This window comes from Pseudoalteromonas sp. J2K-J599 (genome assembly GCF_059295115.2).
This window is the reverse complement of sequence record NZ_CM200271.1, coordinates 81356-105507: the sequence shown is the minus strand read 5'-3', so window position 1 is coordinate 105507 and position 24152 is coordinate 81356. Positions and strand designations below refer to the sequence as shown.

The window sequence follows — 24152 nt, the reverse complement described above, 5'->3', positions numbered from 1 at the left end:
AACTTAACTCCACAAATCGCCCGGAACCAAGTAAATACCTAATACTTGAGTCATCAAAAACCAAAAAACCACCGCAACCGGTATCGATGCAAATAGCAAAATTCCCTTACGTCTTTCCCCCATCACAAAAAAGCCCGCTAGCAAAAATGCACTGGTCGAGATTAAAAAACCAAATGGCTCAAGTGCAGCGCTATAAATCACCATTAATATCAGCAAACCAATAGTGTGCAGCACGTGCGACTTCTCAAGAACATCATTGGTATTTGTTTTTTCTTTAGGTTTGATTAATGTCGACCCTATAGAAAGTAAGCACACCACAATACCAAACCCGGCATATACTTTAGGAAGTGTCGCTGAGGTAACCGTTTCGTATTCTTCAAACGGTAGTAGCGGAATTTGCCATGCAACCACAGCGTATAAAGTAAATAGCGCCAAGAATAAACTTGGCCCTATTAATTCTCGATTCGTCATTTTAAACCTCGATTACGGCAATGTGCGGATAAAGCCAAGCTCTTCCATTACAGCTCTAAGCTGCACTTCTTGCGCTTCTAGTGACTTAATAAACTCATCTTTTTCTTGAAAAAGATTTAGCCAACCGTTACGAGCTCTTACAGCTTCCCACTCAGGTGTGCTTTGCAACTCACGTAGTTTTTTTGTGTACTGTGCTAACTTTTCAAGGGGTAAATTAGGTGCCGCAAAAAGACCACGCCAATTAACAAATTCCATATCGTAACCTAGTGACTTAAGTGTGGGTATTTTTGGGTAATCAGGTAAGGGCTCACCCGATGTAACCGCTAAAATACGTGCTTGACCACCGTTAGCGACTTCAAGCGCTTCACTTAAGCCAGTAGAAAGTAAATTCACTTCGCCTGAAAGCAACCCAGCCTTCGCTTTACCGCCTGCATCGTAAGGAATATAACGCAGGCGTCGACCATCTATACCCGCAGCTTTAACTGCTTGAGCCGCCACTAAGTGATCCATACTGCCGCGAGCAGAACCGCCCGCCACTTTTACCGAACTTGGATCTTCTTTTATTGATGTAATAACATCCTCCCAAGTTTTAAATGGAGAGTCATTACGCACTACAAACGCGCCATAATCTGCAATCATACTGGCTACAGGTGTTAAATCGCGATAGCTATAAGGAATTCGACCACTTAACGCGCGCAATACGATAGGCGTTGAGTTAACCATTAAAATATCGCCTTTTTTAGTACCCGACTCAATTAAATACGCAATAGCACGACCGCCCCCACCACCAGACATATTTTGAAAAGATGCATTATTTTCAATGCCCGACTTCACTAAACCTTCGCCTATACCACGGGCTGTTGTATCCCAACCACCGCCAGGTCCGCCTGGGATTAAAAAGTGAGTATCGGCTATTGCCAATGGACTGCTAAGTACTAACGACGCTGCCAATAGGGTCGTTTTTACTGATTTAAATGACTTAAATAACTTCATTGTGTGCTCCCTTAGAATAAATACTGCATACGTGCACTAAAGCCCATACCAGAGTCTTCATCGCCAACAAGTGCTGTAGTGCCGGCGCCCTCTACATCGCTGTAAATTAAATTACCCATAAACTTAATGTCGCTGCTTACGTAATAAGACGTACCTAATGTATACGTCGTTGCCTTCGTCCCTTGTAAGCTACTTGTCGCATCAACTTCTGAAACACGTGCCACCAACTCCCATGCATCTTTAATATTTTTAGGTTGTACAAATAATGCAGAGCTCGCTTTGTATTGACGCTGCTCGCCACCTAAAAAGTAACTAGCAGAAACATGAAAACCATCAAATCGTTCCCCATCTAAAAAATCAGCACTGTTAACTGCATCAAGCGAACGGCTTGCATATTCAGCCTCAAGCGTTAAAGAATCCGCCTGATAAGCAAACTCAAGACCGGTTTGCAATAAACTATCAAGTGGGCTTGTTACACCACCAGCAGCGTAATCAACAAGTCGAGTATTCGCTTCACGCACTTCACCACGCGCAAAACGTGCGCCCAATTCATTACCACCCATATCGCGATATGAATGCCACAAGCCTAAATGAATTACATCGCCAGGTGCTGCACTCGACCATGTAGCACGCCCAGTAATGGCAAGAGTAAGCTTGTCGTTTTCATCGCTACCTGTTGCACCAAATGCATCATTTTTATAAACGCCTATCGCGTAACGAAAGCCTGAGTCTTTAAAATATTGATAGGCAGAAGCACCCCAACGAAAAAAGGGCGAGAAAGTATTGGCAAGCGAGCTGCGCTCAATCGTATTAATGTGCTTTGAACTGGTTAATGCATTTAACGATATATCTTCGCGAATTTTACCGACTTTAACTTTAAGACCGTTATCAAACGCATAGCGAACCCGCGCCATCACTATTTCAGCGGTCCCTTCGCCAAACTCAAGTAATAGCTTATGATCCCAATTTCCATGCTCACTCTCTACGTAAGTACGAATACGTCGCGGAAAAAAGTCGCTCCCGGCAGAGCCCTCATTATCGGCATTGTAAGCGCGATCAAAATAGTTGTAGTCGAGCTGAACCCGTCCACCAAACTCTAAATTAAAACCACTGGTTGTTTTTAGTACACTTACTTCTTTTTGTAACGCATCTAATTGCTCTTGTAGTTTTTGCGTATCGTTATCGGCTAAAACGGATGTACTTGCTAGTGCGGCAGCAACTGCCAAAGCGAGTTGTGTGTTACTTGCTTTCATTATTCTCTCCACGCTTGTGTATTTGTTGTCAGGTAGATAAGCGACGACAAACTGCTATCTAACTCGCAGCTTATTGTTAACGTGAAATTAACTAAATATTTAGAAGGTAAGGTGCATTGATGATCGTTATGTGCTTTTTGCTCATAAAATTCATGAACAAAAAGAGCAAAAGCAGTTACTGTTTATATTTTGATTTATAAACACTTTTAATGGTTTGAATGATTACCATACGAATAAACAGATAAGATTTTTGCAGATCTAACAAAGCCCACAATAAAGTAGGCTTAACTAATTATGATTTAGCAATACAACTAAAAAATCATTTCAGGGACATTTAAGGGGGGGATAAGCATTTCGCACTTACATAGCAGTTTATTTATACACTATTAATTAACTGCTCAACAATGAATTTGTTAACATCTCATTGTCAAAAAAGCCTAAATTTGGTACATTATTCCTTCAATAGTATTTATAAAAACAACTATAAGACCCCACAATGAAATGGAACTTCCTTCGACTCAGTGCTTGGCTAATTGCACTTACCTTATTACTTTTATCTCATAGTATTTTTGCGCAGCAATATAAAATAGATAAACCAGCTAATTGGGTTAATACACATATAATTGAGCAACCCAAGGATTCCGACATAACCAAAGTACGTGACGGCACACTTTATTTGTTACTCGATAACCAATCCTATATACCGAGCAGGCAAAAACAGCAACGCTATACACGTTTGGTTATGAAAGCTTTAAATCAAAGTGGTGTTGATTATATAAGCCAGCTTAGTCTTGATTTTGATCCAAGTTACGAGTCGCTAACACTAAATAGCTTAACGATTATCAGAAATAATGAGCGCATTGATAAGCTTGGTAGCGCGAGAATGACGATTATACAGGGTGAATCTGAGTTAGCTGAGCGTATTTATAATGGTAGCTTATCACTCATTATTATTATTGATGATATGCGCAGTGGCGACATACTCGATTACAGCTACACAGTCACAGGCAGCAACCCTATATATGCTAATAAGTTTAGTACAAGACGCACGCTAAACTGGTCGGTACCCGTAGTGCAACAAAATATGCGTGTACTTTGGGGTAAACAAACACCTCTACATATAAATACAATAAACGGCACAGCAGATATTCAAGAAACGCTTAACAAATATGGTAAAGATTATTCTATAACTCTTTTTGAAGAACCTTTACTGGAGCAAAATTCTCAAACTCCAACATGGTACGACCCATATACACAAGTTTACTTTTCTGAGTTTGACGATTGGGGTCAGGTAGTTAACTGGGCATATCCGCTTTATCAATCAGCCATAGAAACCCCAAACAGCATTTTGGATATAGCTGAAAAAATAAAAGCAAAACACACAAAAACATCAGATAAAATTGCCGCAGCACTGCGCTTTAGCCAAGACGAAATTCGATACTTAGGGCTTGAAATGGGCACTAACTCGCATCAACCAACGTCAGCTTCAGAAACGCTTTCGCTACGGTACGGCGATTGTAAAGATAAAACAGTACTGCTTATTTCGTTATTAAGAGCGATGGATATTAAGGCCTTCCCTGCGCTAGTTGATACAGAGGAAACCAAACGTTTAAAAGAACTTCCACCTTCAGCAAGTGTATTTAATCACGTAATTGTTACGCTAAAGCAAAATGGAGAGCGCTACTGGCTCGATCCTACGGTCAGCTACCAACGAGGTACTCTCGAATATTTAGCACAGCCTGACTATGGCTATGCCCTAATAATTGATAAAGGTGAAAGCGCTTTAACGTCAATGGCGCAAAAGCCTGTACATACAAATGTATCTGTAGAAGATAACTTTTTTATTGCTGAAAAAGTATCCGAGCCATCACGTTTTGAAACCCAGTATACTTATGCTGAATTTGAAGCAATTAACCGAAGAAGTAATATAGCCAGCAGTGGTCTAAATATCGTTGCTAAATCTTATTTCGAGTATTACCAAGGCTTTTTAAATGGTCTATCAATCAATGAAGCAATGACTATTAGTGAACAAGAACAAACGGGTAAACTAATAACCAAAGAATCGTATTTAATTAGTGAATTTTGGGAAAAAACAGACGAAGGCTACGAAGCTAGTTTTTACGCGAATGAAATACAAAATAGCGTTTACGAACCAAAGCAGGTAAATCGCACCGACCCACTCTACTTTGGCTACCCCAATATAATTAACACCACAATAAAACTGCATTTTGCAGAAAAAGGTTGGGGATTTGATAGCGATCAAGAAGAAATTGATAACGACTACTTCAACTTAAAAACAACTACTGAATTTAATGATAATGTTTTAACACTGAGTTATGACTATTACGCAAAACAAGATCATATTAAAGCCGCTCAAATAGATGATTATTTAGCACAGCGTAAAAAGTTAATATCAGCAACTCATTACCCTATTCTAAAATATGCAAAGGCGAGCGAAACGTCTCAAACAACAGCTGATGTGCTAGATAGCTTTGGTTATAGCTGGCTTAAATATGTGTTGGCTGGCTATATTTTAGTACTCATATTCTTTTTCGCCGATTGGCGATTAGAGTCAGCAAAAAAAGTGAAATTTGAAGATAGTCCATTTTATGCAGTATCTATAAGTAAGTTTATTATTTACAGTATTTTAAGTTTAGGCATATTTGTTAACTACTGGAGTTATCGTAACTTTAAAGCCATTAAAGAGCGCGATAACTCAAGTATTATGCCTATTGCTCGAGGTATATTTGCTTTTTTATGGTATTACCCTTTGTATCTTGCACTTGCAGAGCACAGCCAACAACAGTTAAACAAAAATAGAGTAATGCCTAACTGGACTGCCTTAACACTCTGGCTAATGGTACTCGCCAGCGCCTTTGCTTATCGTATGGACGAATACGCAACCATAGTGATTTGTATAATGCCATTTTTATGGTTGCCTCTAGTTAGTTACATTGAACAAACCGATACAAGTAAAGAAGCCCTACATTACAACTCGCACTGGCGAATTAGGCAGTATTTAATCTCGCTTGCGTTTGCACCTCTATTATTTTTAGGCGTACTTCAAGAAGTAAATATTTTACCCAATGCTGCAATTATAAAAGGCGATAGTTTATGGCCTTACCAAGTACACTTTTTAAAACGTAATCGCCTAACACCTGAAAACGAAGAAATACTCTATTTTTATAGCGATACAATGTTTGATTACCGAGAAGACGGTAACGGAATAACCGAGAACTATATTTTTAGTTACTACAAAAACGATGACGGTAAGCTTAAATCAGATCTTAGTCATTTTAAAGACATAGAAAAAATAGAAACCACATACGGTAAAACTAAACTTGATAACACAAGTATTAAAGTAATAAAAACTGACGGTAGTGATTTCTTGCTCATTGTAGGGCGTCTAAACAAGCAGGATAAAGTACTAGTGGAGCAGATTAATTTACGTATAACAGCAAATAAAGTGCGTTAGTGGCTTAAAATATCCAATTAAGTACGAATATTTTTAGCCATAAATTAAAGGCTGTTGATCTTTAGGGGCTAAGGTTTTCCAAGCGATGCTTTTATAATAAAAATCCACATCAAATTATTTAATAAGTATTAAGCATCTATTTTTTATTAAATGGCAGTGCTAACTAACCGATTTATATATGAATAAAAAACAAGCATCACAATAATAAGAATTATTTGCATTTAGGTGTTGACAGATAGTTAGATCTAACTGATAATCAATATCAACAAGACGGATTGCATACCACTTGTTAAGGAATGAATTGATTTGTTTCTCGACCCTGAAACAACGTGTGGCGCACGTAAACAGCTATGGCTACTTGTTATGAACCGCAACGCCCCTTGATGTTGATGATGAGTAACCGCCCTACTATTTTACTTGCTACATTGCTCATATCGGTGACGGTAGATATGAAACTAAAAAAGCCCTTACGGGCTTTTTTTATGTCTGTAATTTAGTGAGTCGCATACTCACATAAATTCAACCATTAACGACGGTTTTTACGTGCGCGTGCTCGGCGTTGTTTTTTCTCTTCTTCTTTAGCTGCTTTTTTAGCTTCTGCTGCAGCGCGTAAACCAGCAACCATTACTTCTTCTTCCTCACGCATTTGCGGAGTTTCCATAGTAATACGGCCAATGATGCCGTCGCGTAATTCGTTGATTAGTATTTCAGACATTTTGTATGTGTCTATTTGGTTACCACCACGAATACAGCCACGTTTTTTACCCGCCATTTCAACAAATTCCCAATCACTTTCTGGTAATTCATCTATTTTATAACGCGCTTTTAAAAGCTCAGGGTATGCACGTAATAGGTACTCAGCGGTATAACTTGCTACTTCTTCATACTCAAGTGCTGTATCACGAATGGCACCGGTAGCGCCTAAACGATAACCTGAGTTTTCGTTTTCTACTTTTGGCCACAACATACCAGGCGTATCGTAAAGCATAATACCGTCTTCAAGCTTAATGCGTTGTTGTGCTTTAGTAACAGCAGGCTCATTACCTGTTTTTGCAACTATACGTCCAGCCAGTACATTAATTAACGTAGATTTACCCACGTTAGGAATACCCATTATCATGGCTTTAATTTGCTTATCGGCACCCACTTTATGCGGCACTAACTTTTTACAAAGCTCATTTATACGACTTACTTCAGCTGCTTTATCATGACCAAAAGAAATCGCTTTAACACCGTTTTCTTGCTCAAAATAATCTTTCCAGATTTGAGTCATTTTAGGATCAGCTAAATCAGCTTTGTTCAAAATTTTGATGACCGGCTTACCTTCACGCAAGGTTGCCACCATCGGGTTTTCACTACTGTAGGGAATGCGCGCATCAAGCACTTCAATGATCACATCCATTTGTGGCATTATTTCTTTAATTTCATTACGGGCTTTATTCATGTGCCCAGGAAACCACTGTATTCCTGCTCTACTCATTTGATTTATATGACCTTTAATTAAAGGCCGCAGCCTATTGGTACTAATATGGGTACTAAAAGTAAAACTATGCTTTTGTACTTTTCGTAATAATAAGTAAGTTTACTACAGAAGAGAGGTATAGTGCTTCTAAAAATAAAATACTAATCAACCGTAATACAATTGAGTGATTAAATGCAAAGAAGATATTGAAGCCGCTATAGGTCAATTACTCCGATATCCTTTATATCTGGGCACTGAACATTGTAGTGGAATATGGATTGTTGGTAGTAATTCACCGTTCACTGATGATTTAACATGGTTCAGCGAAATTAGAAAGAATACAGACTTAGAATTGAAGTATTTCTAAAAAGATACGCTAGCTCATTAGATAATAGTTACACTATTAAGGTCCTCTTTTTGGTTTTTATTATATAAATCAAGTATCGCCAATGGGCATTTATATAAGCAATTAATATCACCGTAGGCTGCAAGCAAATCTTTATCTTGAATACCATGTTTACTTGGTTCAGCCATATGGGCTGACTCAATCACTCCGTAGTTACCAGGGAAAATAAACATATTGGAGACTTTATTTTCAGGATAAACTGATTTTATAGCTTTAGCATAAAAAAACTGCTTAACTAAATCTGGCCAACCTGGCGCTGTTTCTAAACTTTTCGCAGCGTAATATTTAGCATCAATAACTGTAAAATGTTCTGTTTCGGGATCTCTAAGGACTATATCAGTTCTTTGCCCTTTCCTACTCGCTAACCTCAATTCACCATTTATTTTATATACTGGTTTAGCTAGTTTTTTATTAATAGGAAAAACGTTTTTCAGCGTTTTTGATAGCATATGCTCCCACATACCCTCAAACCTTTTTATTCCTATAGAAAAATCACTTTGTTGTGACATACTTTCTAATTTAAGATAGCTAATTAATTGTTTAATCAGATAGATATCACGGTCAGAGTAAGCACGTGTTAACTCATTGTTTAGGTGATAAATCTTCCCATCATTATCCATTAATGAGGCAGGAACATTGATAAGCTGCTTAGTTATAGCTTCATCATCGTTAATTAACCAGCCGACTTTCTGATCTAAATTACGTAAAACCTCCGCATGAATTTTCGCGGTCTCACAGTTGGAATATACTCGCTTGATATAACCTGCTAATTCTAAGTAAACAGGACTATCACCAGACGTATACGGTATAGATTGCTTAATCGTACGGTTCCAATCTACTTTCCCTGAGTTTACTTTCCTTTCAGATACTCGACGTGTAAAAAGGCCGTTGTTGAAGTAGTCTTCAAATAAAGCAAATATTAAACCTAGGTACTCTTGCCCATGAATGCCTTCATCAACTAATTCATCAGCACTTATAGCATTGTCTTTATCATCTAAATAACGTTTAAGTGCTTTCAATAAAGTTGCACATACCTTCTTCGAGGTTGATTCATTGATTTCTTCATAGTCACTATTTCGGGGAAGAAATACAGCAATTTGATCATCAAAGTTAATTAAGCCGCAAAACATAACTTTTTGTCCATTACCGTAAAGTAGCCCCTGCTTATTCAAATTTTGAACTAGCTTCTTGGGCATAGCTTTAACAATGTTTTGCCTATCTTCAAATAGATGTAATTTACGCATTTTTAATTACATCTATTCTGGTTGTTCATCTGCGACAACTTCTTGGTCTTTTTGCGCTTCGGTTAATGCTTCTAATAACTTAGCCTCAAAACTTTCAGAAAAGATAGGATTACCTTCTCCAAATTGATGTGACAGCTGACCGAAAGTACCTGCCACTGATGTATTAAAAATCACATCACGCTTTCCATGACGAAGTACATCATCCCAGAGATAAACTAATATTTTACCTTTTAGAGTATTATTAGCTTCTTCAATAGTAGTAAGCTCTTCATCGGAAACAAAGCGATGGCCTAAAAGACGATCTTCCGGTACTTGCAAAAAAGACAAAGTATCATTAACAACTTCAGCAAATACTTTCCAAGGCACTTCAGGTTTAGAACTATCAGCAAACGTGAGTTTAAAACTGCCATCTCCTGCCTGATTCAAGTCTATAGGTAAGTATTCGAATAACCAACGCCTCTTAAAGGCGGTGTCCATTGGCATGACTGATTGGTCACTACTATTCATAGTGGCAAGAATTGACAGGTTGGAAGGTAAGTAAAGTTCACTAAACTTATCTGATTCTTTTAGATTTTCTTTAATATGAAGCAACATATCGGGATCAGAAGCTTCTATCTTATATTGGCTTTCACCATTCATATCTCGATCTAGTAGCTGAAATATCTCACCAAAAACAGCTGCTGCTGGTGCTCTATTAAGCTCTTCAATTACAAGAAAAACATGTTTACTCGTATCATTTAAGGCTTCTATCAATGCCTTAGTGAATGGCCCAGGTCTAAACTCATAAGAAATCTTTTTTTCACCATTCGAATCTATCATAACTGGCTTTAAAGCGCCTACGAAATCACTGTACTGTGTGTCAGGGTGAAAAACCGTTGTGTAGCGACAATGGTACTCAGTTATTTTGTTTATACGATGACTCTTCCCTGTCCCTGGCGAACCATAGTAAATTTTATTTATGGCTTTTAAGTTATTAGTTGTATAAGTTGTTTGTAACTCTGTAATGGTATTATCTTTGATCTCAAACTCTTCTACATTCATTTTCGAGAAGTATGTCTTTACATCTATATCTTGATTAAAGGCATTTATAAGGACTTTAAGCTTTGACGAGTTAGCTACTACTAAATTACAAGCTAATGCGATACTTGATTCATAAACATCACTACGATCTAAAGTTTTACCTTTGGCAGCCTCAGACTTACGACCAGTTTTTATCCACCAATCACGATCTGACATAAACTTTATAAAAAAGTCTTTCTCATCTGTATTAGTGATGAGGGTATCCAAAATTTCGATAAAGTCTTTCTCTATTTCTGAACCTTGACTCCCCCAAAGCTCACTTGGAAATTGTTTCAAGTAGGTATCAATATCTTTTGCGTTATAGCCTTCTGCTCTTAAACCTTTTTTGATCTCATCTATAACACTTTTATACTCAAAAATAGCACCATATAAGTCACTAAAGCAAAGGGCATACCACAACCCAGACGATGGTACATCTGCACGTAGGCCTGCCTTCCCAATAAACGTGATTGAGAATGGGTTTATGACGTGTGTTCCAGACGAATCAACATTGCCGAGAGCTTTTATTAGTCGTGCTTTTAGCTCTTCATCGATTTGAACATCACTAGAATAATTCAATTTGGTGAATTGATTTTGACATTTATCAATTAAGGTATTGAGATTTTGTAGCAAAATTCCCTCTCACATATTGTCTGATCATTTATACAGTGCTATCCTACCAGGATTAAAACCGGATAAGTAAAACAGCATAATGAGTACTGTTTCAATGAATAACGATATAGCAAGACAAATCAAAAGTATACGAGAAAACTTAGGTTTAGGACGTACAGAATTTGCGAACTTACTTGGCATGGCTTCTACCGGTGAGCGAACAGTTAGAGGGTGGGAAACTGGTGAACACAAGCCTACAGCAAAAAAACTAACTGATATACTTAACCTAGAGTCAGAGTTAAAATCTCATTTAGACAATGCACCTTTTAAACAGAAACCTTTATCAGAATCTGAATTTACATTTATAGATTTATTTGCAGGGATTGGTGGGATCCGATTGCCTTTCCAAAAGCTCGGTGGACACTGTGTATTTACCTCTGAGTGGGATAAGTTTGCGCAAAAAACATATCTAACTAATTTTGGGGAAATGCCTAATGGCGATATTACTCAAATCGCTGCATCAGATATTCCTGATCATGACATACTTTTAGGTGGCTTCCCTTGCCAAGCTTTTTCTCAAGCTGGCCTCAAACAAGGTTTTAGTGATACCCGTGGAACCATGTTTTTTGAAATTCAAAGGATACTCACTGAGAAAAAGCCTAAAGCTTTCGTTCTTGAAAACGTAAAGCAACTTCAGGGGCATGACAAAGGCCGTACTTTAAATACTATCTTAGATATTTTAAGAGGTAACTTTGATTTAGAAATTCCAGAAGATGTGCCTTTAAGTGAAGAAACAAGACATGCGCTATCAGAGAAGTTAAATTATTGGGTTGATTATAAAGTACTTAGGGCGGGTGATTTTGGCGCCCCTCAAAACCGAGAGCGCGTTTTCATAGTAGGGTTTGATAAGAATTACTTTAAAGACTGTGACTTTGGTGAACTATTTAACTGGCCGACCCCGCCTAAAACACCAACAAGAGTAGGTGATATTTTAGAAGACTTAAGCGCTATAACCCCTAGTGATGATAAATTTACAATATCTGAAAAATTATGGGCAGGCCACCAGCGCAGGAAAGCAGAACATAAAACCAAAGGTAATGGCTTTGGTTACTCGCTGTTTAATGCTGAAAGTGAATATGCAAATACAATCAGTGCTCGTTACTACAAAGACGGCTCTGAAATTTTAATTGATCAATCAGAACTTGGTAAACGCCCTCGTAAGCTAACACCTAGAGAGTGTGCTCGATTACAGGGTTTCCCAGAAGAGTACATTGTAAATGCAGTATCCCAGGGCCAGATATACAAGCAATTTGGTAATTCAGTATGTATGAAGGTTGTAGATGCATTGGCAAAGAATGTGACCAGAACTCTACTCAGAAAGTAGTTGGTAGAGTTCATCATAAATAGCTTACAATATTAACTATACCGAGCAACTACTAATTCATTCCATAAGTTATTACTTGCTCGCCAATGTGCATAAGGCCTACGATTTCCTTCATACATTCCTGAATCAAAGAAAACATGTCCTTCTCTAACGAGATTAAGCCAGTTTTCATAACTCATTGGTTCTCCGAAAACAATTTCATGAAATACACCGCTTTCATTTAAAATACATTTAAACCAACCATTTTGATTAAATTTACGTTCTAACTTAGGTTTTATTTTAGCCTTTGTCCATTGCGCAATTAATAAGCTTTCTTTTTGTAACTCTTTGGGAACAATCTCTGATTTATTTATACGCATATCAGCAGATTTACTATAAATAGCCTGTATATCTTGACCTGGTGTAACAATTAATTTTTGCCCAAACCTGTTAAATTGCTTTACTTTGGGCACTGGCATCCCAGACCAAGAGTAACGACCATTTTTATTTGGATTAGCCTGACCAAAGGCGACTAAAAACTCCTTATCACGATTCAGTTTTTTTATTGTTGGTTCAGAACGATAACGACCCCACAACGATTTATCCGGCGACCAATCCCCAAAAGAAGTTTTCGAAGTCGTATCCGTTTTCATTTCATAACCAAGTATATCCGTTGAATTACTTGAATTTGGCTTAATGCCCATCTGTTTTTCTAACCAGTGGCCATGGCTTCCATGATGACGGTTGCCCGTTACTTCAGGCCGTTTGCCTTTTACGTTATCCATAAAAAGATCAATAATTTTTTTTCTGTTCGCTTCCATCTGATCATCCTTGTAAAATAATTTATTCATTAAAAAAGGTACAGAAAAAGTTGTATCATAAAAATTTATATCTATAAAGAAAATATTAGCTCTCTCGGCTAAACACATAACGACGCTGGCTATTATGAATTTTTAACTGGCAATTCATTTAATTGCGCTATACTGACGCAAATTTTTTCAGATTAGTTGTTATGGCTCTTAAATCCACCATTATGAAAGTGCAGTTATCGCTTAGCGATATGGACCGCCACGTTTATCAAGATTTTAATTTAACCTTGGCTCAACACCCATCAGAAACCGACCAACGGTTGATGATTCGCTTACTCGCTTTTGCACTCAATAGCTGTGATGGTTTAGAATTTACCAAAGGGTTAAGTGCTGATGATGAGCCTGAACTTTGGCATGTAAGCTATAGTGAAGAAATAGAACTATGGGTTGAGCTTGGCTTACCAGATGAAAAACGCCTTAAAAAAGCCTGTAATAAATCTAAAAAAGTGGTGCTATATACTTATGGTGAAAACAATCAAGCAATTTGGTGGCAAAAACATCAACCTAAATTGTATGAATTTAAAAATCTAAGTATTTTTAGCCTTGATTACGCAGCAACACAAGCACTTGCTGCTTTGGTTGATCGTGGAATTAAGCTCGCCATTACCATTCAAGATGGTGAAGTATGGGTAAATACCGATACAACCAATATTGAAATAAAACCGCTACAGTTAATGTAATTACGGTAGTTATACCAATTGCATTAAATTAGTTATGTATTATAGCGACAAATAAATAAGTCGATAACAAGGCGAAAATTATGACATATAGTTGTTTTATATAAATAATTTTTAACGCAGGTAGCGGATTATTTAATACGCTAGAATGATCATGTTTTTAATAAAATTGGTATTAGGGAGCATATGAAAGTTAAACACGTTATTGTTTTACATGGCTTGTATATGTCTGGCTTTGTTATGCGCCCACTTTGTTCACGACTTGAAGAATCGGGTATGACGGTATTAAACATTACCTATAATACGCTCGACCCTCACCGCGATACCATATTTGCACAAATTGATGAGTGTATTTCTAACGAACCTGCAGCGCTTGTATGCCACTCAATGGGAGGGCTGATTGCACGTGCTTACCTAGAGGCAAACTCTCCTGCTAGCCAGAATATTACGAAGGTAATTACACTGGGTACTCCACATAAAGGCAGCCATATAGCGCAAAAAATGAAGCAAAAAGGGTTTGAATCATTTTTAAAAAATAGTGTTGAGTTTTTGCTTACTAAAAATGGTAATTGGCCTTTTAAAGCTAAGCTTTATAGTATCGCAGGGGATTTACCTATTGGGCTTATGCCTTTAATAGTCAAAGGTAGCCAGTCAGATGGCACCGTATTACTAGATGAAACCAAACTTAAAGGTATGGCCGAACATAAAGTGTTTCATTTAAGCCATACCAGTATGATTTACTCGCGCCAAGTGCTCGATTACATTTTAAAGTGCTTAAACGAGAAAGATTAATCCTCAGCATTGGCTGCTATTTTATAACTAATTAAAAATATCACAGCCAGTATCAGCGGAATGGGCGCCGCAATGTAACCAAAAAAATCTGAGTTCGCAAAGCTTGCACCTGCTAAGTGCGCTACTAGCCCTAGCACAAATGCGATGACTGCAATTCCTACCACGACTAACTCTGCTTTATTTTGTTTCGCTGTTTTTGCATGCATGTTATCTCTCCTAATTATTTCGACAACATTATTATGCGCCATTAGGGTGGATGATTTTTGACCTACATCAATAAAAAAATAGCTAAGTTATTACCTTGAATAAAGTTTGTTTTAGATCATGATTTATATACTTCTGGGTTTTATTTATTTTTGAGGGGTAGTATTTTTATTAATCAGTCCCATTTCTATTAATAGTCTAAAGTGAATACAGGTATCAAAAACAGCTAATAGGTTAAAACTATTAACTAGATACATTTAAACGATTTTACTAATTTATCGAAATTAGTAATACTTATCACAAGTTCACAAACAAACGGTTATTCAGGAGCAAGTTATGTCACATGTAAACGCAATTGGTCTAAACAGCGCAAAAAGCGAAGACATCATAAAGTCACTCAATACATTATTGAGTAGCTACCAGATTCAATACATGAACGCGCGTGGCTTTCACTGGAATATTAAAGGCCGTAACTTTTTTGAACTACACGTTAAGTTTGAAGAAATTTATAACTTATTACTTCTAAAAGTAGATGAAGTTGCAGAACGTATTTTAACGTTAGATGGCGCACCTCTACATGCATTTTCTGATTACCTTGAAGTAAGTAAAATTAAAGAAGCTAAAGGTATTAGTGATGGCGTTACAGCCGTAGAGAACCTACTTGCTGGTTACAGTACATTAATTCACATGCAGCGTGAAATTTTAACTCAAGCTGGTGATGCAGACGATGAAGGTACAGCCTCACTAATGAGTGATTACATCTCAGAGCAAGAAAAGCTGGTTTGGATGTTAAAAGCTTACTTAGACTAAAGTTAAGCAAAAAAAAGCCCTCAATGAAGAGGGCACAAATAGGGATAAATCGTTAAATAATCAAGCGATTCGGTTACTATATTAGCCTCCTCCCCATACTAAACAACGCCCCTGTTACCAGTGGCGTTGTTTTTGGTTTAAGTGGGCACAATACTTATATATTGGGATAAACGATGTATAAAAAATTACTGCCGCATTATTTTTTCCAATAAAAAAGCCCAGCAATACTGAGGCTTTGTGAACGTAACTAATTAAGTAACTATAGTTAGTGTCGTTATTGTTGGTTAGAATTTACTTCTAAAACCAATGTAGAATGATTGTCCAATTGGGTCATACGTACCTGCATCCGTTTCAGTACCCGTGCTTGAACCACTTACACCCGATAAAATGCGTGGTGGCTCTTTATCAAATAAGTTACTCGCACCAGCGTAAAGCTCTGTTGAATCGCTGATATGGTAACTTGCTTGAACATCATGATATGTCACTGAACCAATCCCTACTCCACCTGGAGCAATACCAAAACCACTTAAGAATTGATCATCAAAGTCTGCAGCGCCAATGTAAGTTAAGCTCCAGTTAAAATCAAAGTCGTTAAGTTTATAACCAAAGTTCCAGTTAGCTTTATGCTCTGATGCACCAATCTCTCCAGCAAACTCATCTTTATCAGCGCCAGGAAGTGGAATGCTATAACCATCGATTAGGTAAGTATAAGCAAGGCGAGTTCTAAACGCACCTGGTCCAATATCAGTAGAGTACGTCAGTGTTAAATCAACGCCTTCTGTACCTAAACCACCACTGTTAGATACACCGCTATCAATAAACTCTAGTGAACCAGCACTATTATTACCTGATGGCGCACTACGACGAGTTACAAAGTCACAAAAGCTTGTATCGCCGCCGCCATAACATTGGTCAAGAATAAACTGACGAGGTGTTGATACGATTGCATCTGTAATTTCGATATCAAAGTAATCAAGCGTAATATCTAGGCCTGATATTAGATTTTCTGGTGTAAATACTAAACCTACTGTTACAGAGTCACCAACTTCTTCTTTTAAATCTTGGTTGCCACGGTTAAAGCCACTAATACCTTGTAAGTCAGACTGGTTAAGCGTGAACTCGCCATTTGAAGCGATATTAGTTGTAACACCAACATCTGTACGACAAGCATCACCTGCGGCACCACCGCCACTATTAGTAACCCCTAAACATGGATCGTTTAAACCGCTTGGAAAAGTTTGTGAAGGTGGAGAGAATAACTCATCAATATTTGGAGCACGCGTTGAACGTGCACGGGTAGCACGTAAACGTAAGCTATCCATTACTTCCCAGTCTACACCCACGTTCCAACTTTCAGTATTGCCTACTGTTGAGTAGTCAGACAAACGAACTGCTGCATTCATAGTTACAGAATCAAGCACAGGGATATTTGCTTCTACATAATACTCAGTTACGTCAAACGAGCCTTCTGTTGCTGGAATTGCATTACCCGCATTAAGGCCAGCTTGCTGTAGAGCATCAAATTCACTGCGTGAGAACTCTTCGCGGTATTCAAAACCAGCAGCGATACCTACAACACCCGCTGGTAGTTCAAATAAATCACCTGAAATATTACCACCAATAATTTCTTGCTCAACCGACGTTGAAAGTGAGCTAGGTGCACTTACAAAATTAATAGCACCTTGTGATAACGAATTGAAACCGTAAATATTTACCGGTGCACAGTTAAAGCCACGTGCTGTCGCATCGATACAAATAGCCTCATCAGTAATACCATCGCCATCTAAGTCTTGGCTATCGATAACAGCTTCTAAACCTTGACGAAAACTTTGTACATTAACTAGACCGCCTGATACTTGTTGCTCTTTTGTTTTACCATATACATAGTAAGTATCGTAGAACCAACCATCGGCTATTTCACCTTGAAAACCAAGCGCTAAACGGAATGTGTCACGCTCTGCTCGTGCTCCACGGTTACCTACATCACTTAAGCGCTTTGCAAAAAAGATATCTCGTGCGCCATCACCATCAGTATCAGTTGCTGCGTTATATATATCATCTGGAACAAACGCATTACGTAGAAGCTCACCGTTTACGTTAAATTCAATTGGTACTTGGCCATTTGCATAAATGTCGTCAGAGGCGAAAGGAAATGGCTCTAATTCAGAAACGGTCGTTGTTGCGGCGTAAGTACCTTCATAAAAAAAGCTATGTTTGTCGCTTAACTCGTAGCTACCGTTTGAGGCGAATAAATAACGTTCTGTAGGTATCGCTATCGTACGTACACCGCTTCGGTTAAAACCATTTGCAGCTACGCCATCGCCACCGTTAGTACTAAATGAGTTTTGTAGGTTGTTTGCATCATTAAACGTAAATGTTTCATCCCCAGCGCTAAAGCGACCCTGTGGCGGAAATGAAGATAAAAATGGGCTTACAGCATCAAATACAGAGCCTGGGTTTGCTGCTGGATCATCTTCAAAGAAAATACCTGAAAATTGGTCTACTGCCGAGCGGTCACGGTCACGTGAAAAAACAGCACCTTGATCCGAATACCCAAGGTGGAACATCGCGTGCCCTTTCCCATCTGAGCTTGATAAGCCTGAGGTAAAGTTAAATTGGCGTGATTCATCATCGCCTTCGCTTGATTCACCATATTGGCCTTCGAATTCAACACCTTCAAAATCATCTTTTAATACAAAGTTAACTACACCAGCAACAGCGTCAGAACCATAAACAGATGAAGCCCCGCCTGTCATAATTTCAACACGTTCGATAAATTGGCTCGGAATAGTATTTAAATCGACAGCAGAGCTACCAGGTACACCTGATACATAACGACGACCATTTACTAAAACCAATGTACGGTTAGAGCCTAAATTACGTAAATCAACAGTAGCAACACCCGCACTTGCGGTATTAAAGTTTGAGTTAGTACGGCTAATAGCTGGTGTACCAAATGCAGGGTTCTCTAATAGTAAGTCTTGAATATTTAACGACCCTGATGCATCAATCGCAGCACTGTCTACAACTTGGATAGGTGCTGATGACATTGCCTCAGCTGAACGAATACGAGAACCTGTAACTTGTACGCGTTCTATTTTAGTTATTTCGTCATCTTCTGCAGCCACACCTTGAAATGAAAAGCTTGCAAGTATCGCGCTGCTTAGCGCAACTGTTAACGACGATTTTTTAAATAGTCGCGCGCTACCTTTGTTAGTTAATGTCATATAATTCCCCTGAATTGTTATTTTTGTAACTAAATGGTTACTTCGCGGATTACAGTAAGGGGATTTATTTAAACACTCTACGGGCATTATTTATGAGGCGTAGTCTTTGGTACGAATAGCAGCTTTTATGGGATGAATTAGTACGTCACAATTATTTTATAAATATATTGTACTTTTCATAACAGTTTTTCCGCTAAGCACGGTCTTTATTATTATATACAGCAAGAGATATAAAATAATGATCGCTTCTTTTCATGCATTAACTTTTGTTAGTAACACTAAGTTTGCAACATTTTTAACAAAGCGCGTGCAAGATCACCGGCACTTTGAATCTCAATCTTTTCTTCAAACAAATAGATTAGATCAAATAGACACAGATCAATACAATGTACTGTTTTACGAACTAACCAACCTAGCTGACCCGATGCAAATAGTGCATTTAACAGAGCTTGCTAAAAAGCTGAAGTTAGTCATTATTGCCCAATCGGGACATTTTGCGAGTTTTGCCTTTGAAGTTGGCGCTGTTGATTTTTTAATATTAGATTCAACTGCATCACGTATTGATAAGTGCTTTGATAAGCTGATTCACCTTTGCCCGATCGCAAGTGCGGCCGAACGCCAATACCAGCAAAGCACACAAGCAGAAAAGCCATCATCACACATTGTGGTTAAAGATGTAGGTAAGGTAAGGCTAATTGATATAAATGATATTATTTGGATTAATGGTGCGGGCAACTATGTAGAGCTGCATTTTACCCAAGGTAATACGCCGGTACTACATCGCGAAACCATGAAAAATATTGAACAACAGCTAGAACCAGAAGGGTTTGTTCGTATTCATCGTTCAACGCTGGTAAGAAAACAAGCTATTTGCGAACTGATGCCTACTGACAGTGGCGATTATAAAGTAAGGCTGAAAAACGATATGTGTTTAAACCTTTCACGGCGCTATAAAGGGTGTTTAGAGAGTATTATAAGCCCTCTTCAATAGCGGTTTATAATACTCATGTTAGTTACCAGTTCTGTTTTATATAACTGTCATTTGGGTGCACTAATAAATAGCTGTCGGTATCTTTATAAAAATTAACTTCTACATCGCTATTTTTCCATACTTTTTCAAACATATTTTTAGCTATGATATTAATGTTTATATAGTCAACTCGTTGATAGCCACGTTCTTTTACACCGGCAAAATAGGTCTCTAATGAATCAAGGCCATCCAAAGTTAACAGCTCAAACTCTCTTAAATTAACAACCACATACTTAATTGTATTCTCAGGGTGAGTGCTCAACTCCTGAACAACGCCATTAGTTAACAGCGTAATGCCTTCATTGTTAAAGCTCCCCTTTAATTCTAAATACATCTGAGGGGGCTGTGAACAAATCTGAAATTCACCATGTGCTCCAAACATAAATCGCCTTACATATATCAACTTCTATATATAGGATAATACAATTTTCTGATTTTGCAGTTAATTTAATAAAGCAATAAAAAAGGCCATTTCGAGTGCTTTTTCCTCTAAACTTTTAAAGCGACCTGATGCACCACCGTGCCCTGCATCCATATCGGTTTTAAAGACTAAAAGATTACTATCTGTTTTAAGCTCACGCATTTTTGCAACCCACTTCATAGGCTCCCAATACTGCACTTGCGAGTCATGAAGACCGGTAGTAACGAGTATGTTCGGATAGTTTTGTGCGCGAATATTGTCATACGGCGAGTAAGCTTCAATTACATCATAAAACTGAGGCTCATTTGGATTACCCCATTCATCGTATTCATTTGTTGTGAGCGGAATACTCTCATCAAGCATCGTGGTTAATACGTCTAAAAATGGTACATGACAGCCAACACCGCAATATAACTCTGGTGCTTGGTTTACAACCGCCCCCATTAATAAACCACCAGCACTGCCGCCTGAGGCAAACACCTTGCTGCTATCACAATAGCCTTGTGCAACAAGCGCTTTTGTCACATCAATAAAGTCACTAAAGCTATTTTGTTTATGCTCTTTTTTACCTTGTTCGTACCACTCGCGACCTAGCATTTCAGAGCCTCGAACATGTGCTATTACATAAACAAAACCACGATCGAGCAAGCTCAGCGATGAACTTGAAAAACTTGGATCAATCGTATAGCCATACGCACCATAGCCGTATTGAAATAACGGATTTGAGCCACCTTTTTTAAAGCTGTCTTTTCGATAAACAACTGATACGGGTACTTTAACTCCGTCGCGAGCAGTTACCATTAATCGCTCAGACTGATAGTCATCGGCATTAAAACTACCGAGTACTTTTTGCTGTTTAAGTAGTGTTTTTTCGCCAGTTGCTAAATTAACATCATATAAAGAACCTGGTGTTGTTAAACTTGAGTAATAAATACGCGCAGTGCGTGTGTCTGGCTCTGGGTTCATTGCTATTGCAGCATAATAACAAGGATCGGCAAACTCAAGTGCCATACGATCCCCTTGCCTATTAACAACTACAAATCGAGCTTGCCCTTGCTCGCGTTCACTCAATACTAAAAAGTCATTAAATAACTCTACACCTTCAAGCAGTACATTCTCTCTGTGAGCTGTATGCTCAACCCATTGTGTTTTATCAGCAATTGTTTCGTTTGTTGCCGTCATTAATCTAAAGTTTTTAGCTTGCCAGTTAGTCACAATATAAAATGTGTCACCTAGCTTATCTACGTCAAACTCGTGGCCATCTTCACGCGGCATTAATGCTTTAAATTCGCCAGTGGGCTTATTAGCATCAAGCACCCATGTATCGTTGGTCTCTGTCGATGCTAAATCAACAATAATTAAGCTTTCATCGCGGCTTTTACCAAGCCCCATAAAAAAGCTGCTGTCTTGCTCTTCGTAGACCATTACGTCTTGGTTTTGCTCGCTGCCAAGCTCATGCCTAAATACTTGGTATCCTAATAGCGTTTTTAAATCTTTTTTTACATAAAAAACAGTTTTATTGTCGTTAGCCCAAACAACTTGTCCTTCTGTATTTTCAAGCACATCAGGAAGCATTTCACCGGTCGCTAAGCTTTTAAAGCGAACATTATAAATACGACGACCTTCAGTATCTTCAGAGTAAGCCATAAGCTGCTCGCATGGACTTAGTGCGACTTCGCCCAGCTCAAAAAACTCAAATCCTTCAGCTAAGACATTCACATCGAGTAAAAGCTCTTTATTATCGGCCTTTATGCTCGTACTTCTATAGTGACGCGAGTATTCATCATCACCACGAACTTCTGAGTGATACCAGTATTTCCCGTCTTTAACGGGTACCGAATTATCATCTTTTACAATGCGTGCTTTTAACTCTTCAAAAAGTGTATTTTGTAGTGGCTTCATAGCAGCTAACTGTTCATCGCAGTACGTATTTTCAGCATGTAAATGAGCAAGTACTTGCTCATCCTGGCGATCGTCATCACGCATCCAATAGTAATTATCAGTGCGTATTTTATTATGAGTACTTAATGTATGGGCTTGCTGTTTAGCAATCGGGAAATTAGGTAATAAACTTAAAGAATAGTCAGGACGAGACACAACAAAACCAATTAAAAAAATAACGTGATTTACAGTTTATCATAAAAATAAAAAAGCCCATCCAATAGTTGGATGGGCTAAAACGGTAAACGCTTCATTACTAAAACCGCTATACCTTTGGGAAGATAATTTAAGCTTTATATTTGCTGCCAAGCCATAGCCCAACTTTGTCCAATACCGGGCTCGAACATAAACTTTTTATCGTCACTCGCGCGGCAAAACTCATTAAATGGCCAAGGCCTACATTGATAAACATGCCCTGTTTTTGGCTGCAATACCTTTGTACCCGCATTATAGTTTTCACAATTTTCAGGGTACACGTAATCATAAGTATCAAGGTTATTAACAACACGCTCATCGCATTTTGCAATACAATGAAAGTCGACGTGTGCTTTACATATACCACTGCTTTGCAAAGCAAAAATTTCATTATTTCTATAGGCTACAATTAAACCCTGTTCGGTCATTTTACCTGCGCTAACCAGAGGAACATGCACATTAATATGCTCGGCAACTAAACGTGGCCATGCGTGAGGCTCACCTTGCTCAAGCGAGGTGATCTTGTAATCAAATGATAAACTAACCAGCTCTCCTTGCATGTCGTAAAAGGTTACACTCACCACATCACCAATAAATAATTGGGTATGATGATTTAAGCAACCTATTGTTGACCACTTTCCACAGGCCAACGACGTATGCATAAACACGGCAACACCTTAAGAGTTACAAAATCTTATCCATACACTATGGATACACAAAAAATACACTGAGGGCAAGTGATACATAACAACACGTTATGCAGTAGTCCCGCTACCATAGCTTTTAAAAAGCCTTAGACCGGAAACTTTGCGTCCTAACCTTTCGGCTAGTTTGCCAGCAATGCGGCGATTATAATTCGACCCCGCATAACAATCAAACAAAAGAATGTAACAAAAAACAAAAACCAACCCTTTAAGATTGGTTTAATGTGTTTTTAACTAAACAAATAAGTTAAAGGCTCTTTCGCCCACGTAAATACCAACAACACCAATAAAGATATAAATATTAACCACGCAGGCCAAGACGCTTTTGTTACTTTAGCCTCAGAGTCATCCGCTTTTAACTCTTTTGAGCCTGTGATCATCGCCTTAACTAGCGGTTTGCCTTTTATTCTATAAATGATAATAGCCAATACGTGTAAGCCAATAGCATAGAGTAAAATGTCAAAATTCAGCTCATGTAGCCAATTGGCAAAATCAATCGTATCGCTAGACACATATTGAGCAAGCGGCCCGTCAGTTAAAATACCATCACTGCTCATTAAGCCACTTGCAAGTTGCGTTATAATTAATATAAAAAACACTATCACCATACAGCTACCGGGTGCTGAATGGCCTAACGAGTCGCTTGGTGTTTTTAGCGCCTTTAAAATAGCACAAGGAGAGTGCAGTAACCCACTTAATCTCGCGGTTTTACTACCAATAACACCCCATATTAAACGTGTTACTATAAGTGCTAAAGTAAAAAAACCAGCGACAAAGTGAAGCTCAATCATGCCCTCTTCAATACTAAAATAAAGCACTGCAATGCTTACAACCAAAAACCAATGAAAGCATCTAATAAACCCATCCCACACTTTTAACGTCGTCATTGTGCCTATCCTTAAAAAAAACAGTATTATTTAATTTGTTAACTACTTTAACATCAT

Annotated in this window: 19 protein-coding genes and 1 riboswitch; of the genes, 6 read left to right on the top strand and 13 right to left on the bottom strand. The window is 38.2% G+C overall.

The annotated features are described in order from the left end of the window. Positions 1-3 precede the first annotated feature (3 nt). Genes AC5NT5_RS00505 through AC5NT5_RS00495 form a run of 3 tightly spaced genes read right to left on the bottom strand, consistent with a single transcriptional unit; the run spans position 4 to position 2717 of the window. Positions 4-471 carry a tripartite tricarboxylate transporter TctB family protein gene (locus tag AC5NT5_RS00505; protein WP_494514166.1) on the bottom strand — a complete coding sequence of 156 codons (468 nt, stop codon included), beginning with the start codon at positions 469-471 and terminating at the stop codon, positions 4-6. Between the two features lie 12 nt (positions 472-483). Beyond that, positions 484-1464 (bottom strand): Bug family tripartite tricarboxylate transporter substrate binding protein, encoded by a 981-nt coding sequence (locus AC5NT5_RS00500; RefSeq protein ID WP_494514167.1) that lies wholly within the window; start codon positions 1462-1464, stop codon positions 484-486. A gap of 11 nt (positions 1465-1475) precedes the next feature. After that, the gene (locus AC5NT5_RS00495; protein WP_494514168.1) at positions 1476-2717 is read right to left on the bottom strand and encodes an OprO/OprP family phosphate-selective porin; all 1242 of its coding nucleotides are present in this window, start codon (positions 2715-2717) and stop codon (positions 1476-1478) included. A 496-nt stretch (positions 2718-3213) separates the two neighbouring features. On the opposite strand from AC5NT5_RS00495, the gene AC5NT5_RS00490 reads away from it, so the two are divergent. Continuing rightward, on the top strand, positions 3214-6192 hold the full coding sequence (locus AC5NT5_RS00490) for a DUF3857 domain-containing transglutaminase family protein (protein ID WP_494514169.1): 2979 nt from the start codon (positions 3214-3216) through the stop codon (positions 6190-6192). A gap of 526 nt (positions 6193-6718) precedes the next feature. Here the strand turns inward: AC5NT5_RS00490 and ylqF are convergent. The 3 genes from ylqF to AC5NT5_RS00475 all read right to left on the bottom strand — a co-directional run bounded on the left by ylqF (position 6719) and on the right by AC5NT5_RS00475 (position 10996). Further along, the gene (ylqF, locus tag AC5NT5_RS00485) at positions 6719-7672 is read right to left on the bottom strand and encodes a ribosome biogenesis GTPase YlqF (protein ID WP_182672444.1); all 954 of its coding nucleotides are present in this window, start codon (positions 7670-7672) and stop codon (positions 6719-6721) included. Between the two features lie 366 nt (positions 7673-8038). Further along, entirely contained in the window at positions 8039-9304 is a 1266-nt protein-coding gene (locus tag AC5NT5_RS00480; RefSeq protein WP_182672445.1) for an LlaJI family restriction endonuclease, read from the bottom strand. Between the two features lie 12 nt (positions 9305-9316). Continuing rightward, positions 9317-10996, bottom strand: a complete 1680-nt coding sequence (locus AC5NT5_RS00475; RefSeq protein WP_182672447.1) for an McrB family protein — start codon at positions 10994-10996, stop codon at positions 9317-9319. A gap of 79 nt (positions 10997-11075) precedes the next feature. On the opposite strand from AC5NT5_RS00475, the gene AC5NT5_RS00470 reads away from it, so the two are divergent. Next, positions 11076-12359, top strand: coding sequence for a DNA cytosine methyltransferase (locus AC5NT5_RS00470; protein WP_182672449.1), 1284 nt, complete (start codon positions 11076-11078; stop codon positions 12357-12359). 32 nt (positions 12360-12391) lie between these two features. On the opposite strand, the gene AC5NT5_RS00465 is transcribed toward AC5NT5_RS00470, so the two are convergent. Then, complete coding sequence (locus AC5NT5_RS00465) at positions 12392-13159, bottom strand: LlaMI family restriction endonuclease (protein ID WP_494514170.1); 768 nt, start codon at positions 13157-13159, stop codon at positions 12392-12394. A 191-nt stretch (positions 13160-13350) separates the two neighbouring features. On the opposite strand from AC5NT5_RS00465, the gene AC5NT5_RS00460 reads away from it, so the two are divergent. Together AC5NT5_RS00460 and AC5NT5_RS00455 are read left to right on the top strand one after the other, a co-directional pair. Further along, a complete protein-coding gene (locus tag AC5NT5_RS00460) occupies positions 13351-13887 on the top strand; it encodes a YaeQ family protein (RefSeq protein ID WP_024593828.1) in 537 nt (178 codons plus the stop codon). Between the two features lie 183 nt (positions 13888-14070). Then, positions 14071-14676 carry an alpha/beta fold hydrolase gene (locus AC5NT5_RS00455; RefSeq protein WP_004334986.1) on the top strand — a complete coding sequence of 202 codons (606 nt, stop codon included), beginning with the start codon at positions 14071-14073 and terminating at the stop codon, positions 14674-14676. Here the strand turns inward: AC5NT5_RS00455 and AC5NT5_RS00450 are convergent. Continuing rightward, positions 14673-14882, bottom strand: coding sequence for a hypothetical protein (locus AC5NT5_RS00450; protein ID WP_182672451.1), 210 nt, complete (start codon positions 14880-14882; stop codon positions 14673-14675). The genes AC5NT5_RS00455 and AC5NT5_RS00450 overlap by 4 nt on opposite strands. A 334-nt stretch (positions 14883-15216) precedes the next feature. On the opposite strand from AC5NT5_RS00450, the gene AC5NT5_RS00445 reads away from it, so the two are divergent. Further along, positions 15217-15690 (top strand): Dps family protein, encoded by a 474-nt coding sequence (locus tag AC5NT5_RS00445; RefSeq protein ID WP_182672452.1) that lies wholly within the window; start codon positions 15217-15219, stop codon positions 15688-15690. Between the two features lie 284 nt (positions 15691-15974). Here AC5NT5_RS00445 and AC5NT5_RS00440 read toward each other — a convergent pair whose 3' ends face one another. After that, a complete protein-coding gene (locus AC5NT5_RS00440) occupies positions 15975-18917 on the bottom strand; it encodes a TonB-dependent receptor domain-containing protein (RefSeq protein WP_182672455.1) in 2943 nt (980 codons plus the stop codon). Between the two features lie 238 nt (positions 18918-19155). Here AC5NT5_RS00440 and AC5NT5_RS00435 point away from each other — a divergent pair, with 238 nt between their 5' ends. Next, complete coding sequence (locus tag AC5NT5_RS00435) at positions 19156-19908, top strand: LytR/AlgR family response regulator transcription factor (protein WP_182672457.1); 753 nt, start codon at positions 19156-19158, stop codon at positions 19906-19908. A gap of 22 nt (positions 19909-19930) precedes the next feature. Here AC5NT5_RS00435 and AC5NT5_RS00430 read toward each other — a convergent pair whose 3' ends face one another. The 4 genes from AC5NT5_RS00430 to AC5NT5_RS00415 form a co-directional block, all read right to left on the bottom strand. Next, a complete protein-coding gene (locus AC5NT5_RS00430; RefSeq protein WP_182672459.1) occupies positions 19931-20329 on the bottom strand; it encodes a hypothetical protein in 399 nt (132 codons plus the stop codon). 60 nt (positions 20330-20389) lie between these two features. Further along, on the bottom strand, positions 20390-22465 hold the full coding sequence (locus AC5NT5_RS00425) for a S9 family peptidase (protein WP_494514171.1): 2076 nt from the start codon (positions 22463-22465) through the stop codon (positions 20390-20392). 137 nt (positions 22466-22602) lie between these two features. Then, entirely contained in the window at positions 22603-23166 is a 564-nt protein-coding gene (locus AC5NT5_RS00420) for a hypothetical protein (RefSeq protein ID WP_024589489.1), read from the bottom strand. Positions 23167-23262: 96 nt separating this feature from the next. Further along, positions 23263-23350, bottom strand: a riboswitch (cyclic di-GMP riboswitch). Between the two features lie 88 nt (positions 23351-23438). After that, entirely contained in the window at positions 23439-24095 is a 657-nt protein-coding gene (locus tag AC5NT5_RS00415; protein WP_494514172.1) for a cytochrome b/b6 domain-containing protein, read from the bottom strand. Positions 24096-24152 lie beyond the last annotated feature (57 nt).

What these genes read in the sequence shown, in the direction of transcription:
- AC5NT5_RS00505 (WP_494514166.1), bottom strand. Translation starts at nt 471, where the DNA reads ATGACGAATCGAGAATTAATAGGGCCAAGTTTATTCTTGGCGCTATTT.
- AC5NT5_RS00500 (WP_494514167.1), bottom strand. Translation starts at nt 1,464, where the DNA reads ATGAAGTTATTTAAGTCATTTAAATCAGTAAAAACGACCCTATTGGCA.
- AC5NT5_RS00495 (WP_494514168.1), bottom strand. Translation starts at nt 2,717, where the DNA reads ATGAAAGCAAGTAACACACAACTCGCTTTGGCAGTTGCTGCCGCACTA.
- AC5NT5_RS00490 (WP_494514169.1), top strand. Translation starts at nt 3,214, where the DNA reads ATGAAATGGAACTTCCTTCGACTCAGTGCTTGGCTAATTGCACTTACC.
- ylqF (WP_182672444.1), bottom strand. Translation starts at nt 7,672, where the DNA reads ATGAGTAGAGCAGGAATACAGTGGTTTCCTGGGCACATGAATAAAGCC.
- AC5NT5_RS00480 (WP_182672445.1), bottom strand. Translation starts at nt 9,304, where the DNA reads ATGCGTAAATTACATCTATTTGAAGATAGGCAAAACATTGTTAAAGCT.
- AC5NT5_RS00470 (WP_182672449.1), top strand. Translation starts at nt 11,076, where the DNA reads ATGAGTACTGTTTCAATGAATAACGATATAGCAAGACAAATCAAAAGT.
- AC5NT5_RS00465 (WP_494514170.1), bottom strand. Translation starts at nt 13,159, where the DNA reads ATGGAAGCGAACAGAAAAAAAATTATTGATCTTTTTATGGATAACGTA.
- AC5NT5_RS00460 (WP_024593828.1), top strand. Translation starts at nt 13,351, where the DNA reads ATGGCTCTTAAATCCACCATTATGAAAGTGCAGTTATCGCTTAGCGAT.
- AC5NT5_RS00455 (WP_004334986.1), top strand. Translation starts at nt 14,071, where the DNA reads ATGAAAGTTAAACACGTTATTGTTTTACATGGCTTGTATATGTCTGGC.
- AC5NT5_RS00450 (WP_182672451.1), bottom strand. Translation starts at nt 14,882, where the DNA reads ATGCATGCAAAAACAGCGAAACAAAATAAAGCAGAGTTAGTCGTGGTA.
- AC5NT5_RS00445 (WP_182672452.1), top strand. Translation starts at nt 15,217, where the DNA reads ATGTCACATGTAAACGCAATTGGTCTAAACAGCGCAAAAAGCGAAGAC.
- AC5NT5_RS00440 (WP_182672455.1), bottom strand. Translation starts at nt 18,917, where the DNA reads ATGACATTAACTAACAAAGGTAGCGCGCGACTATTTAAAAAATCGTCG.
- AC5NT5_RS00435 (WP_182672457.1), top strand. Translation starts at nt 19,156, where the DNA reads ATGATCGCTTCTTTTCATGCATTAACTTTTGTTAGTAACACTAAGTTT.
- AC5NT5_RS00430 (WP_182672459.1), bottom strand. Translation starts at nt 20,329, where the DNA reads ATGTTTGGAGCACATGGTGAATTTCAGATTTGTTCACAGCCCCCTCAG.
- AC5NT5_RS00420 (WP_024589489.1), bottom strand. Translation starts at nt 23,166, where the DNA reads ATGCATACGTCGTTGGCCTGTGGAAAGTGGTCAACAATAGGTTGCTTA.
- AC5NT5_RS00415 (WP_494514172.1), bottom strand. Translation starts at nt 24,095, where the DNA reads ATGACGACGTTAAAAGTGTGGGATGGGTTTATTAGATGCTTTCATTGG.